The 14,851-nt window shown below is 50.6% G+C and carries 10 protein-coding genes; 9 read left to right on the top strand and 1 reads right to left on the bottom strand.

Annotated features, from left to right (window positions below; genetic code table 11):
- Nucleotides 1-37 precede the first annotated feature (37 nt).
- The 6 genes from purB to DW826_RS05150 all read left to right on the top strand — a co-directional run bounded on the left by purB (nucleotide 38) and on the right by DW826_RS05150 (nucleotide 8,962).
- Nucleotides 38-1,468 carry an adenylosuccinate lyase gene (gene purB, locus DW826_RS05175; RefSeq protein WP_117469442.1) on the top strand — a complete coding sequence of 477 codons (1,431 nt, stop codon included), beginning with the start codon at nucleotides 38-40 and terminating at the stop codon, nucleotides 1,466-1,468.
- Nucleotides 1,468-2,373 (top strand): LysR family transcriptional regulator, encoded by a 906-nt coding sequence (locus DW826_RS05170; RefSeq protein WP_117504039.1) that lies wholly within the window; start codon nucleotides 1,468-1,470, stop codon nucleotides 2,371-2,373. Before purB ends, DW826_RS05170 begins: the two co-directional genes overlap by 1 nt.
- 360 nt (nucleotides 2,374-2,733) lie before the next feature.
- Complete coding sequence (locus tag DW826_RS05165) at nucleotides 2,734-4,014, top strand: adenylosuccinate synthase (protein ID WP_021904264.1); 1,281 nt, start codon at nucleotides 2,734-2,736, stop codon at nucleotides 4,012-4,014.
- Nucleotides 4,015-4,325: 311 nt separating this feature from the next.
- Nucleotides 4,326-5,711 (top strand): NCS2 family permease, encoded by a 1,386-nt coding sequence (locus DW826_RS05160; protein WP_117552228.1) that lies wholly within the window; start codon nucleotides 4,326-4,328, stop codon nucleotides 5,709-5,711.
- Between the two features lie 333 nt (nucleotides 5,712-6,044).
- Nucleotides 6,045-6,287, top strand: a complete 243-nt coding sequence (locus DW826_RS05155; protein WP_015554244.1) for an HPr family phosphocarrier protein — start codon at nucleotides 6,045-6,047, stop codon at nucleotides 6,285-6,287.
- Between the two features lie 254 nt (nucleotides 6,288-6,541).
- Nucleotides 6,542-8,962, top strand: coding sequence for an ATP-dependent DNA helicase (locus DW826_RS05150; protein ID WP_347472281.1), 2,421 nt, complete (start codon nucleotides 6,542-6,544; stop codon nucleotides 8,960-8,962).
- 73 nt (nucleotides 8,963-9,035) lie between these two features.
- On the opposite strand, the gene DW826_RS05145 is transcribed toward DW826_RS05150, so the two are convergent.
- The gene (locus DW826_RS05145; protein ID WP_117552227.1) at nucleotides 9,036-9,911 is read right to left on the bottom strand and encodes a LysR family transcriptional regulator; all 876 of its coding nucleotides are present in this window, start codon (nucleotides 9,909-9,911) and stop codon (nucleotides 9,036-9,038) included.
- Between the two features lie 49 nt (nucleotides 9,912-9,960).
- Between DW826_RS05145 and DW826_RS05140 the strand changes: the two genes are divergently transcribed.
- From DW826_RS05140 to DW826_RS05130, 3 genes are all read left to right on the top strand, one after another.
- Nucleotides 9,961-10,173, top strand: coding sequence for a hypothetical protein (locus DW826_RS05140; protein WP_117552226.1), 213 nt, complete (start codon nucleotides 9,961-9,963; stop codon nucleotides 10,171-10,173).
- Nucleotides 10,174-10,178: 5 nt separating this feature from the next.
- Complete coding sequence (locus DW826_RS05135) at nucleotides 10,179-10,790, top strand: sigma-70 domain-containing protein (RefSeq protein WP_015554247.1); 612 nt, start codon at nucleotides 10,179-10,181, stop codon at nucleotides 10,788-10,790.
- 127 nt (nucleotides 10,791-10,917) lie between these two features.
- Entirely contained in the window at nucleotides 10,918-14,682 is a 3,765-nt protein-coding gene (locus tag DW826_RS05130) for a phosphoribosylformylglycinamidine synthase (protein ID WP_117552225.1), read from the top strand.
- Nucleotides 14,683-14,851 lie beyond the last annotated feature (169 nt).

Here is a 14,851-nt window from a genome sequence, read left to right as displayed (position 1 = left end):
ATTAGAAAAACATTGAATTAGAAAAGAGGATTTTGTCATGAACGACAGATACCAGAGCCCGCTCTCTGAGCGATATGCAAGCAAGGAAATGCAGTATATTTTCTCTCCGGAGAAGAAATTCCGCACATGGAGAAAATTATGGATCGCATTAGCCGAGACAGAAAAAGAACTCGGTCTTCCGATCACAGATGAGCAGATCGAAGAGTTAAAGGCACATGCTGAGGATATCAACTTTGAGGAGGCGAAGGCGAGAGAGAAGCTTGTCCGCCACGATGTGATGTCCCACGTATACGCTTACGGACTCCAGTGCCCGAAGGCAAAAGGAATCATCCACCTCGGTGCCACATCCTGCTACGTTGGAGACAACACCGACCTCATCCTGATGACGGAGGCATTAAAGCTGGTCAGAAAAAAACTCATCAATGTGATGAAAGAGCTTTCTGATTTCGCTGATAAGTATAAAGAGCTCCCGACACTGGCATTCACACATTTCCAGCCGGCCCAGCCGACAACCGTAGGAAAGCGTGCGACCTTATGGTTACAGGAACTCTGCCTTGACCTTGAGGATCTTGACCATGTGATCGGTTCCATGAAATTACTCGGTTCCAAGGGAACTACAGGTACTCAGGCAAGCTTCTTAGAGCTCTTTGACGGGGATCATGAGAAGTGCCGCGAGGCAGACAGACGGATCGCCGCAAAGATGGGATTTTCCCAGTGCTACCCGGTATCCGGTCAGACATATTCCAGAAAGATCGACAGCCGTGTGCTTTCCGTTCTTGCCGGAATCGCCCAGAGCGCCCATAAGTTCTCCAACGACATCCGTCTTCTCCAGCACTTAAAAGAAGTGGAAGAGCCGTTTGAGAAGAACCAGATCGGTTCCTCCGCTATGGCATATAAGAGAAACCCGATGAGAAGTGAGCGTATCGCGTCCTTGGCGAACTATGTGATGTCTGATATGATGAACCCGATGCTTGTTGCCTCCACCCAGTGGTTCGAGCGTACTCTGGATGACTCCGCGAACAAGCGTCTCTCCGTTCCGGAAGGATTCCTTGCGATCGACGGTATTCTGGATCTCTACTTAAATGTTGTGGATGGTCTTGTGGTATATCCGAAGGTGATTGAGAAGCATTTAATGGCCGAGCTTCCGTTTATGGCTACTGAGAACATCATGATGGATGCGGTAAAGGCCGGCGGAGACAGACAAGAGCTTCACGAGCGTATCCGCGAGCTTTCCATGGAAGCAGGAAAGAATGTGAAGGTAGAAGGAAAGGACAACAACCTCTTAGAGCTTATCGCGGCAGATCCGTCCTTCAATTTAAGCCTTGATGAGTTAAAGAAGACGATGGATCCGAAGAAGTACGTCGGACGCGCACCGAAGCAGGTAGATGAGTTCCTGGATGAGGTTGTCCGCCCGATCTTAAAAGAAAACGCGGATCTTCTCGGAGTGAAAGCGGAGATCAACGTATAATGGATCATGCGAGCAGCATCAGCACGGAATATTATAAAGTATTTTACTATGTAGGGCGCCTCGGCAGCATTACCGCTGCAGCAGAGGCGCTCTGCATTTCCCAGCCTGCGGCGAGTCAGGCGATCAAGCAGCTGGAAAAAGCGCTGAACACAAAGCTTTTTCTTCGGACCCAGAAGGGTGTGCGGCTCACCACAGAGGGAAAGCTTCTGTATCCATATGTGGAGCGCGGGATGGAAAACCTCATGGACGGTGAGGAGATGTTAAAACGTCTTGTGGATATGGACATGGGAGAGGTGAGGATCGGTGCCAGCGATATGACACTGCAGTTTTACCTGCTCCCGTACCTTGAGACTTTCCATGAGCGCTACCCGAATATCAAGGTCATGGTGTCAAACGCGCCGACACCGGAGACCATCGAGTCCCTGTACGAGGGAAAAATCGATTTCGGTGTGGTGAGCACGCCTTTTGACGCGAGACCGGAGGTGGAATCCTTCGAGGTGAAGAAGATCCGGAATACCTTTGTGGCTGGAAATAAGTTTTGGACATTAAAGGGAAAGAGAATGGAGTACAGGGAGCTGGAACATCTGCCATGTATCTTCCTGGAAAAGGATACGAGTACCAGAAAGTTCATGGACCGTTTTTTGGAACAGAGGGGGATCATTCTGGAACCGGAGTTTGAGCTGGCCACCAGCGATATGATCGTCCAGTTCGCGATCCGGAACATGGGGATCGGCTGCGTGATGGAAGAGTTCGCAAAGGAGAAGATCGAGAGCGGGGAGCTCTTCGAGCTCGCCTTCCGGGAGATGATGCCGGAGCGGGAGATCTGCGTCGTGACGGATAAGAAGGTGCCGATTTCCCCGGCAGGGGAGAGGTTCTTAGAGGTCTTAAGGGAACGAAAAGTATAGGATAAAATGTTTTCCGTCTGCAGTTCGTGCCCTGTATGAATTGCAGTGCATAATTAGTTACTTTTCATGGGTAGGAATTTTCTGAACTGAAAATTCCGTAAGATACTGTTATGGCTGCGGATTTTGCCGATTCGGAATGCGAAGCATCGGCAAAATCCTGTTACAGTACGCGGGCATGGAGTGCCCGTGTGCTGTAACCATAATTAGACATTATGGACTTCATAATAAATATTGTCTTTACTTATGGATAATTTTGTTGTAAACTATGGGAGTGTCATGAGTATGACACGTACAACCGCGTAAGACGCCGGGATGCGGAACGCGCATTCCGTTTAAACGTCCAAAGGAGGATATTAGAACATGGTTAGAGCAATCGTAGGCGCCAACTGGGGCGATGAGGGAAAAGGTAAGATCACAGATATGCTTGCAAAGGAATCCGACATTATTGTCCGTTTCCAGGGCGGCAGCAACGCTGGTCACACAATTATCAACAATTACGGAAAATTTGCCCTTCATCTTCTTCCGTCAGGTGTATTCTATAATCATACAACAAGCATCATCGGAAACGGCGTGGCATTAAACATCCCGTTCCTTGTTAAAGAATTAAACGACCTGACAAGCCAGGGCGTTCCGATGCCGAAGATCCTCGTGTCCGACAGAGCACAGATCTTAATGCCGTACCACATTTTATTTGATACTTATGAGGAAGCGCGTCTGGCAGGTAAGTCTTTCGGCTCCACAAAGTCCGGAATTGCTCCGTTCTATTCTGATAAATACGCAAAGATCGGTTTCCAGGTCAACGAGTTATTCGGTGATGAGAAGGAACTGATGGATAAGATCGAAAACGTCTGCACACTGAAAAATGTGATGTTAGAGCATTTATATCATCAGCCGGCTCTTGATCCGAAGGAGATCTTCAATACACTTATGGAGTATAAGGAGATGGTCGCTCCGTATGTATGCGACACATCCAAATACCTTCGCGATGCGATCAAGGCAGGAAAGAATGTCCTTTTAGAGGGTCAGCTCGGTTCCTTAAAGGATCCGGATCACGGTATCTACCCGATGGTTACATCTTCTTCCACACTGGCAGCTTACGGCGCGATCGGCGCAGGCATCCCGCCGTACGAGATCAAGAACATCACAACAGTCGTTAAGGCTTACTCCAGCGCAGTCGGCGCAGGTGCGTTCGTCAGCGAGATCTTCGGTGAAGAGGCAGACGAGTTAAGACGCCGCGGCGGTGACGGCGGTGAGTTCGGTGCGACGACAGGCCGTCCGAGAAGAATGGGATGGTTCGATGCAGTCGCATCAAGATATGGCGTACAGATCCAGGGATCCACAGAGGTTGCCCTCACGGTTCTCGACGTTTTAGGATATCTTGACGAGCTTCATATCTGCGTAGGCTATGAGATCGATGGAAAGGTAACAAAAGACTTCCCGACAACTCCGGAGCTTGAGAAAGCAAAACCGGTATACAAGACTCTTCCGGGCTGGAAGTGCGAGATCCGTGGAATCAAGAACTATGAGGATCTTCCGGAGAACTGCAAGAAATATATCGAGACGATCGAGGAGGAGATCGGAGTGCCGATCACGATGGTTTCCAATGGTCCGGGAAGAGACGAGATCATTATGAGAAAGTAATTTGAAGATGCAGGATGCAGAAGCGGGGAAAGTTCCCTGTGGAGCAGATGTTACTTTTCATGGGTAGGAATTTTCTGAACTGAAAATTCCGTACAATACAGTGGTGGTAGTGGATTTTGCCGATTCGGAATGCGAAGCATCGGCAAAATCCTGTTACAGTGCGCGGGCATGGAGTGCCCGTGTACTGTAACGAGCGGATGACGTGTTCGGAACCCCCAATTTCTTTCCCTTGCCTTTTCTATTAGTACCACGTATAATAGAAATTAGCGGTTTTATAACAAAAACTGATAAAACAAATTGGAGGGAAACAAATGAGTCTCGAAAAATTTTTCCATCTCAAGGAAAACAACACAACTGTTAAGACCGAGATCATGGCAGGTGTGACATCGTTTATGACGATGGCGTACATCCTGGCGGTAAACCCGAACATTCTGGCGGCAGCCGGAATGGACCACGGAGCGGTCTTCACAGCGACAGCGGTGGCATCCTTTATCGGAACACTCTGTATGGCACTGTTCGCGAACTACCCGTTCGCTCTGGCACCTGGAATGGGTCTGAACGCTTACTTTGCATACACGGTCGTTCTCGGTATGGGCTATTCCTGGGAAGTTGCTCTTGCGGCAGTTCTCACAGAAGGTATCATCTTTATCATCCTGTCCTGCTTCAACATCAGGGAAGCGATTTTCAACGCGATCCCGTTTAACTTAAAGAAAGCGGTCAGCGTTGGAATCGGTCTCTTCATCACATTCCTTGGTCTTCAGAATGCGAAGATCGTGATTGGTGGAGCAACGCTTGTAGGTCTGTTCTCTGTTGACGGCTACAACAAAACTCTCGCTGACGGTCTCACAGCGTCCATGAGCGACGCGGGGATCACCGTACTCCTTGCGATCTTTGGTGTTCTGATCACTGGAATCCTGATCGTAAAGAATGTCAAAGGAAATATTCTCTGGGGTATCCTGATCACCTGGATCCTCGGAATCATCTGCCAGTTTGCGGGCATTTACATCCCGAATCCGGATCTCGGCTTCTACAACCTGCTCCCGGATTTTTCCAACGGAATTTCCATCCCGAGCCTGGCGCCGATCATGTTCAAGTTCAGTTTAAAGGGTGTTCCGGTACTGGAATTCATCATTATCGTATTCGCGTTCCTGTTCGTTGACCTTTTCGACACACTTGGAACCCTGATCGGTGTGTCCGCGAAGGCGGATATGCTGGATTCCGAGGGAAGACTCCCGCGGATCAAGGGCGCGCTCCTTGCAGATGCGGTCGGTACGACCTGCGGTGCCTGCCTCGGTACATCCACAGTTACAACATTCGTGGAGAGTGCTTCCGGCGTGACAGAGGGCGGTAGAACCGGTCTTACATCCTTAACGACCGGTATCCTGTTCCTGCTATCATTGTTCCTATCCCCGATCTTCCTTGCAATCCCGTCCTTTGCGACGGCTCCGGCCCTGATCGTTGTAGGCTTCTACATGATCGGCTCCGTATCGGAGATCGATTTCAAGGATCCGGCAGAAGGAATCCCGGCATTCCTCTGCATCATCGCGATGCCGTTCTTCTACAGCATCTCCGAGGGAATCTCCATGGGAGTTATCGCCTATGTTGTCATGAACCTCTTTGCCGGAAAGAAGGAGAAGATCACTCCGGTCATGTATATCCTGGCGGTGCTCTTCATCCTCAAGTATATTTTAATGTAAATATGTAAATGCCAAAGACTGCCGGATGCATAGTATGGTAATGTCAGAGATGACTGCCGCTGTGCATCCGGCTTTTTTGATTGTATTCCACAGAGAATAGGAGTTGTCGGGCAGATTGCCGGATTTTTGTGTGAAAACATCCGGAGTTGACGGAGACATCAGACAAATCTGGCTGCTTTTCTGTAACAAATGACAAAATTTGTCATAAAACTATCAAAAAGATGGTGATAATTGTCGATTGACGCTTGAATTTGAATGTGGTATAAATGTAGAATCGTAAAAATATAAAGGATTTGACATCAAAGGGTTTAACAAAAAAGGAGTTAAGGAATCATGATGAAACAGAAAAAAGTAAAATTTGTGTCCGCAGACGAGGCGAAGGAGTTTGTCAGCATCGCAAGCGGCTGCGATTTTGATGTAAATGTATTTTATAACCGTATGATCATCGACGCGAAGTCTCTTCTCGGAGTACTGAGCCTTGATCTGACAAAGATCCTCACCGTTGAATATGACGGCGAGAATGCGCCGTTCGAAGCTTTTCTTGAGAGAAAGAATCCGATGCACGCGGTAGCGTAAAAATATACATAAAGATAAAGAAAGAGGCAGCGGCTGTATGAAAAGTACGGCAGGCTGTCTTTTTTGCGTCCGGCGGGCGGCACAAAGCGTGAAAATTCCGGCAGCACGGGAAAATAGCACGGAAAGCTTCTGACAGATGACCTGCCATATGTTCTGTGAACACACGGCATTACTTTACAGGAAATTGTAAAAATGTTATACTTGCGGGAGCGATATGTGCGGCATATAGCAGGATTCAGGAAAAAGAGGAACATATGTGGGGTGGTGAGCGGTGGTCGATCAGCATATCCACAGGAAAGGAGCGTCTCATGAGCGAAGAAAACAGGAAAGCGATCCGGATCTCGGTCCGGAACCTGGTGGAATTCGTGCTGCGCTCCGGGGATATCGACAACCGCTGTTCCGGAAACGCCCAGAAGGATGCCATGCTGGCGGGAGGAAGGATCCACAGGAAGATCCAGAAGCGGATGGGAGCCGGCTACCGGGCGGAGGTCCCCTTAAAGCATGAGGTCCAGGACGAGGAGCAGGAGATCACGCTTCTCGTGGAGGGACGCGCCGATGGAATCTTCGCGGAAAACGGGATCCCGGTGATCGACGAGATCAAAGGCATGTACACGGACATTTCAAGGCTGGAGGAGCCCATCGAGGTCCATCTCGCCCAGGCCATGTGCTACGGATATTTTTACTGCTGCGACAAAGATCTCGACGGGATCCGTCTGCAGATGACCTACTGTAACCTTGAAACAGAGGAAATAAAAAGATTCCAGACCGACCGCTCGAGAGAAGAGCTGGAGACATGGTTTTCCGGCGTGGTTCACGAATACTTTAAGTGGGCGAGGTACCTCTACCACCATGAGCTGACCCGTGACGCCTCCATCGGGCACCTGGAATTCCCGTTCCCTTACCGGGCGGGACAGCGTGACCTTGTAGTATCCGTCTACCGGACCGTCAGCCGGAAAAAACGCCTGTTTATCCAGGCTCCCACGGGAATCGGAAAGACGCTCTCCACTGTATTCCCGGCGGTCCGTGCCATCGGGGAAGGAAAGGGAGACAAGCTCTTTTACCTCACCGCAAAGACCGTGACGAGGACCGTGGCGGAGGAGGCGTTTCGGATCTTAAGGGATCACGGTCTGATCTTCACCTCGGTGACAATAACGGCAAAGGAAAAATTCTGTCCCATGGACGAGTGCGAGTGCAACCCGGACGCGTGCCCATACGCGAAAGGCCACTTTGACCGGGTCAATGAGGCGGTATTCGATATTCTCCACCTGGAACAGGAGATGACAAGAGAGAAGATCCTGCAGTACGCGGAAAAGTACCGGGTATGCCCATTTGAATACTGTCTGGACATCTCCAGCTGGACCGACGGGATCATCTGCGATTACAACTATGTGTTTGACCCGAATGTGCGCTTGAAACGCTACTTCGCGGACGGACAGAAAGGTGATTATCTGTTCCTCGTGGATGAGGCCCACAATCTGGTCTCCCGCGCGAGGGAGATGTACAGCGCCGAATTAAAAAAAGAAGATCTCCTCACCGTAAAGCGCCTCGTAAAGCAGAAAGCGCCCCGACTGGAGAAAAATCTGGAAAAATGCAGCCAGGTGATGCTGGGAATGAAGCGGGAGTGCGAGACATGGCAGCTGCTCTCCGATGTGACATCCCTAGCGGCAGCTGCGATGGCGGTGTTCTCCGATATGGAGACATTCTTGGAAGATTTTCCGGAGTTTGAGGGCAGGGATACAGTTCTGGACTTTTACTTTGGTCTCAGGGATTTCTTAAACGTGTACGAGCTTTTGGATGACCATTACCGGATCTACGCGGAGAACGTGGGAGTCACTTCCTTTAAAGTAAGGCTCTTCTGCGTGGACCCGTCGGCGAACCTCTCCCTCTGCATGTCCCAGGGAAACAGCACGATCCTGTTTTCGGCAACCATGCTGCCGATCCGGTATTACAAGACACTGCTCTCCGGAAACGAGGACGACTACGCGATCTATGCGAACTCGCCCTTCGAGGAAGAAAAACGTCTTCTCATGGTTGCGACGGACGTCAGCAGCCGCTACTCCAGGCGCAGCGAGAGCGAATACCGGAAGGTGGCGGAGTATATCAGGGAGGTGGTCCTCTCTAAGAGCGGCAACTACATGATATTCTTCCCGTCCTACCAGTATATGGAACAGGTGGAATATGCCGTGGAGGACATGGACTTCCCAGCGGATCTCCTGGTCCAGGGACAGGGCATGAAGGAACAGGAACGCCAGGAATTCTTAGAAGAATTTGAAAAGCCCAGAGATCACTCCCTTGCGGCATTCTGCGTCATGGGAGGTGTGTTCTCGGAGGGGATCGACCTGAAGAAAGAGCGGCTCATCGGTGCCGTGATCGTCGGAACGGGACTCCCGATGGTCTGCGTGGAACAGGAGGTTCTCAGGGGATATTTTGAGGAAAAAGAAGAGGAGGGATTCGATTTTGCCTACCAGTATCCGGGAATGAACAAGGTCCTGCAGGCGGCGGGCCGTGTGATCCGGACAACGGAGGACGAAGGGATCATATTGCTTCTCGATGACAGGTTCCTGAAAAAAGAATATCTGGAACTGTTCCCAAGAGAATGGGAGCATTTCCAGATGGTAAACAGAAAGAACGTTGGTCAGTGCCTTTCGGATTTCTGGGAGTCACGGGGCAGGTAGATGGATATCCGGGCAGTCGTTTGCCGGGACGGCGCAGGAAATATGCAGGCCTGGTGAAGGGCTGCTGCAGGTCTTACAACATATCCATGAACTGCTTCGCGGCCTGGGAGACCGGAAGGTTTTCGTTATGGACCACAACAAGCTGGCGGACGGGAAGTGTCTCGGAGAGTTTTAAGATAAAGAGCTGCTTTTCGTCCTTGGGGATACAGAAATCCGGCACGAAGGCGATTCCGAGGCCGATGCGGGCCAGGTCGATCAGAAGGTCGTTGCTGCTGAGCTCGATCTCCGGGACCAGATCGAGATGGGACTTCTGGAACATGGAGTGTAAGAACTCACTTGTGGTGCTCTTGCGGTCCAGCATCATGATCGGGTAATCGAGAAGCTCGGCGAGGGTGAAGGTCTTGTCCCGCAACGGAAAATGGTCAGCACTCGCAACGAAGACATCGCGGAATTCCCGGATCGCCCGGACACTGTGGGTGTTTAAGAGACCGGAATTTGGATAGTTGGTGATAATGAAGTCCACCTGTCCATTCTCTAAAATGCGGGCACAGTCGATCGAGGTGGAGTTCGTTACTTTAATATGAACGTTCGGGTAGAGTTTATGGAACTTATTTAAATATGGGACAAGGAAATAGCGGCAGATCGTGTCGCTGGCGGCGATCCTGAGCTGGCCGCCGTTCAGGGTGTTGGCCTCTAAGAGCTGGGTCTCGCCTTTATGGATCAGGTTCATTGCAGGTTCGATGTGTTTAAATAAGATCTCGCCTTCCGGGGTGAGCTGGACCCGCTTCGTGCTTCGGATAAAGAGCGTCTGGCCCAGCTTTTTTTCCAGAACCTTCACAGACTGGCTGACGGCTGACTGGGAAATATAGAGGCATTTCGATGCCTCGGAAAAGCTCAGAGTTTTTGCAACGAAATAAAATACTTTATATAATTCATAGTTAATATCCATTATTAGTCCTCCTAATGAAACAAGGCTATTTTATCACAGGAACCGGGATTTGAAAAGAGGAAAAAACGAGAAAGTGTGGTTTTGTCTGGAAGCCGGGTGGAAAATATGGTATGATTACGGAAAGGCGGCGGGGCCGGAAGAAGAAATCCGTCGTGCGAAAAATAAGAAAAACAGGTGCAAAGGAGAAGAAAAAAAGCTTTGCGAAGAGAGAATAACTGTGAAAGCTGAAGCAGTAATCAAGAAAAATCAGAGAGGTTTATAGAGGCTATGGCAGAAAAAATGAGATATGAGAACGAAATAGAGAACGCGAAGGTTGACGACGAGTTCAACAACTCCGAGGAGGATTTAAGCGCGGAGGACATCTACCGCGTATATATGGAGGAGATCGCGGCGATCCCGCCATGCAGCGAGGCGGAGAACGCGAAGCTTCTCGGCGAGATCCGGAACGGAAACAAGGCGGCGAGAGAGCGCCTCATCGAGGGCAACTTAAAGAACGCTCTGTTCTTCGTTCAGGATTACATCAACAAAGGTGTTCCGATGGCGGACCTGATCCAGGAAGCCAGTCTGGAGCTCATGATGCTGGCAGATGAAGGGTTCGAGGGTAGTTTTGAAAAACTTCTGGAGAGCCGGATCCGTGTCCGTATGGAGGAGATCATCAACGATCAGAAGAAGGAAGCGGATATCGAGGAGGAGATGTTAGCCCGCGTCAATGTGCTTCAGGAGGTATCGAAATCCATGGCGGAGGAGCTTGGACGCGAGGCAAAGCTTTCCGAGCTTGCGGAGCGCATGAAGATGACCGAGGACGAGGTCCGGGAGATCATGAAGGTGACCATGGACGCGCTGAGCATGAGCAAGATCAACCAGAGCTTACAGAGTTAAAATCAACATATAAGTATAAATAATAAAAATAATTAAATATATTAACTTTACTAATCACACTGACCTGTGCTATGATTAAGGCAAAATGAAAACCATCTGACAAAGCCGTTTTCCAGGAGGAGAGACTATGAGCGTAAAGCGCGTATTTGTTGAGAAGAAACCGGAATATGCAATCAAGGCGAGAGAGCTTCGCGAGGAGATCGAGAGCTATCTTGACATTACAGGGGTAACGGGCGTCCGTGTGTTAGTCCGCTACGATATCGAAAATATTTCTGAGGACGTATATAAAGAGGCACTCGGAACGATTTTTTCCGAGCCGCCGGTAGACGATGTGTTTGAGGAGACATTCCCGCACAGTGCGGATGATGTGGTATTCTCCGTTGAGTATCTGCCGGGACAGTTTGACCAGAGAGCCGATTCCGCAGAGCAGTGTGTAAAGCTATTAAACGAGAACGAGGAGCCGGTGATCCGCTCCGCAATGACCTACGTGATCTCCGGAAAGCTTTCCGCAGAGGAGACCGCAGCGATCAAGTCCTTCTGTATCAACCCGGTGGACTCCAGAGAGGCATCCGAGGAGATCCCGGAGACACTTGTGACTGTATTTGATGTGCCGGAGGACGTTGCGGTCTTCGACGGCTTCAAGGACATGGACGAGGCTGCATTAAAGAAACTCTACAGTTCCTTAAACCTCGCAATGACCTTCAAAGACTTCCTTCACATCCAGAACTATTATAAGAACGAAGAGCACAGAGATCCGTCTGTGACAGAGATCCGCGTGCTTGATACATACTGGTCCGATCACTGCCGCCACACCACATTCTCCACAGAACTCAAGAATGTGACATTCACAGAGGGCGACTACAAGAAACCGATCGAGGATACCTACAACCAGTACCTTGCTGACCACAAGGAGATCTACAAAGGACGCGACGACAAGTTCGTATGTCTCATGGACCTTGCGATCATGGGTATGAAGAAACTCCGCAAAGAGGGCAAGTTAGAGGATCTTGAGGTATCCGACGAGATCAACGCCTGCTCCATCGTCGTTCCGGTGGAGATCGACGGAAAGACCGAGGAGTGGCTCGTAAACTTCAAGAACGAGACCCATAACCACCCGACAGAGATCGAACCCTTCGGCGGCGCAGCAACCTGTCTTGGCGGCGCGATCCGTGACCCGCTTTCCGGACGTACCTATGTATACCAGGCAATGCGCATCACAGGTGCCGCTGACCCGACAAAGCCGTTAAATCAGACATTAAAGGGCAAGCTTCCGCAGAGAAAGATCGTTACAGAGGCTGCCCATGGATACAGCTCCTACGGAAACCAGATCGGTCTTGCGACCGGTTATGTAAAAGAACTCTACCATCCGGGCTATGTTGCGAAGAGAATGGAGATCGGTGCCGTTATGGCGGCAGCTCCGAGAAAGAACGTGATCCGTGAGACATCCGATCCGGGTGATGTGATCATCCTTCTCGGTGGACGTACCGGCCGTGACGGAATCGGCGGTGCGACAGGTTCCTCCAAGGTACACACAGAGGCATCCATCGAGGTCTGCGGCGCTGAGGTCCAGAAAGGTAACGCCCCGACCGAGAGAAAGATCCAGAGAATGTTCCGCCGTCCGGAAGTTTCCAAACTGATCAAAAAGTGCAACGACTTTGGCGCAGGCGGAGTTTCCGTAGCGATCGGTGAGCTCGCTGACGGACTTCTGATTGATCTCGATAAAGTACCGAAAAAGTACGCAGGTCTTGACGGAACAGAGCTTGCGATCTCTGAGTCCCAGGAGAGAATGGCAGTTGTCGTTGATCCGAAAGATGTTGACACATTCTTAGGATACGCCAAAGAGGAGAACCTTGAGGCTGTCACAGTCGCAACAGTCACAGAGAGCCCGAGACTCGTCCTCACATGGCGGGGAAAGACCATCGTTGACTTAAGCCGTGCATTCCTCGACACAAACGGCGCTCATCAGGAGACAGACGTTACCCTGGAGGTTCCGAACCATGAGGGAACACCGTTTGAAAAGAAAGAAGTAGGAGACGTTAAGGAAAAATGGCTGAAGATGCTCGGTTCCTTAAATGTCTGCTCCCAGAAAGGTCTCGTGGAGATGTTCGACTCCTCCATCGGCGCGTCTACCGTTATGATGCCGTACGGTGGAAAATATCAGCAGACTGAGATCCAGACCATGGTTGCAAAGCTTCCGGTTCTCGAAGGAAAGTGCGATGCTGTGACCATGATGAGCTACGGCTTTGATCCGTATCTTTCCAGCTGGAGCCCGTATCACGGCGCGATCTACGCAGTCCTCACATCTGTCGCTAAGATCGCAGCAGCAGGCGGCGACTACAGGAAGATCCGTTTCACATTCCAGGAGTACTTCCGCAGAATGAGCAGCGAGCCGACAAGATGGAGCCAGCCGTTCGCAGCACTCCTCGGTGCCTACAACGCGCAGCTGGGCTTCGGACTTCCGTCCATCGGCGGCAAGGACAGCATGTCTGGTACCTTCGATGAGGAGAGCGGAAAAGAGATCGACGTTCCGCCGACTCTGGTTTCCTTCGCGGTTGACGTTGCAAGCGCGAAGAACATGATCTCCCCGGAATTCAAGAAGGCCGGAAATAAGATCGTTGTATTTGAAATTAAAAAAGATTCCTATGATCTTCCGGATTATGCCCAGATCATGGCTGGATATGATAAACTCCATGAGGACATCAAGGCAGGCCGCGTGATCTCCGCGTACGCCGCAGAGGCAAACGGAATCGCAGAGGCAGTCAGCAAGATGGCCTTCGGAAACCACCTCGGTGTCAAGATCGAGCATGACGTGGATCCGAGAGACTTCTTTGCACCGGCATGGGGCAATATCGTCTGCGAGGTTCCGGCTGATAAGGTCGGCGAGCTTCAGATGAGCTACCGTGTCATCGGTGAGGTTACCGACAAGGCGGTCTTTGAGTACGGCAATGTCTCCATCACTCTCGATGAGGCATTAAAGACATGGGACGCGGCTCTCGAGGATGTATTCCCGACAGAGAGCGATGTCAGGAAAGAAGAAGTTAAGAACGAAGTATTTAAGGCAGAGAACGTTGTGATCTGCAATCATAAGATCGGTACTCCGACTGTATTTATTCCGGTATTCCCGGGAACAAACTGCGAGTACGACAGCACAAAGGCATTTGAACGTGCGGGTGCAAAGGTCATCACAAAGGTATTCAAGAACATGAGCGCCGAGGACATCCGCGATTCCGTAGAAGTCTACAGAAAGAGCATCGAGCAGTCCCAGATCGTCATGTTCCCGGGCGGCTTCTCCGCAGGCGATGAGCCGGAAGGTTCCGCGAAGTTCTTCGCTACCGCGTTCCGCAACGAGGTATTAAAGGACGAGATCATGAAGCTCTTAAATGAGCGTGACGGATTAATGCTCGGTATCTGTAACGGTTTCCAGGCTCTCATCAAGCTTGGTCTTGTGCCGGAAGGAAAGATCGTAGAGCAGAAGCCGGATTCCCCGACCTTAACCTACAACACCATCGGACGCCACGTTTCCAAGATGGTTAACTTAAAGGTTGTTTCCAACAAGTCCCCGTGGCTTGCAGGCGCAGAGCTCGGTAGTATTTACACGAACCCGGTATCCCACGGCGAGGGACGTTTCGTGGCTCCGAAGGAGTGGATCGACAAGCTCTTCGCAAACGGACAGGTTGCGACCCAGTACGTTGACCTTAACGGTGTTCCGACCATGGACGAATACTGGAACCCGAACGGCTCCTTCATGGCGATCGAAGGTATCACAAGCCCGGATGGACGTGTCTACGGTAAGATGGGCCATGCTGAGAGACGCGGCGACTATGTTGCAAAGAACATCACAGGCGAGCAGGATCTGAAGCTGTTTGAGAGTGGTGTGAAGTACTTTAAGTAATTGAATATTTGGAAGAAATAAGAGAATGCCCCAGGGAGAGAAAATTCCCCTGGGGCGTTCTGCGCTGCTGTGCATTCGGAAGAAGCTGCCGATTACCATGAACCTGAAAGAGACTGTTGACAGGAGGTTCTGTGTGAGGTGCTGCTTTGCCGCGGTACCTCAGTTAGTT

The sequence above is a fragment of the Clostridium sp. AM34-11AC genome (assembly GCF_003435375.1).
Classification (GTDB): Bacteria; Bacillota; Clostridia; order Lachnospirales; family Lachnospiraceae; genus Pilosibacter; species Pilosibacter fragilis.
The sequence above is the reverse complement of the archived record's forward strand: the minus strand, read 5'-3'. Positions and strand labels throughout refer to the sequence as shown.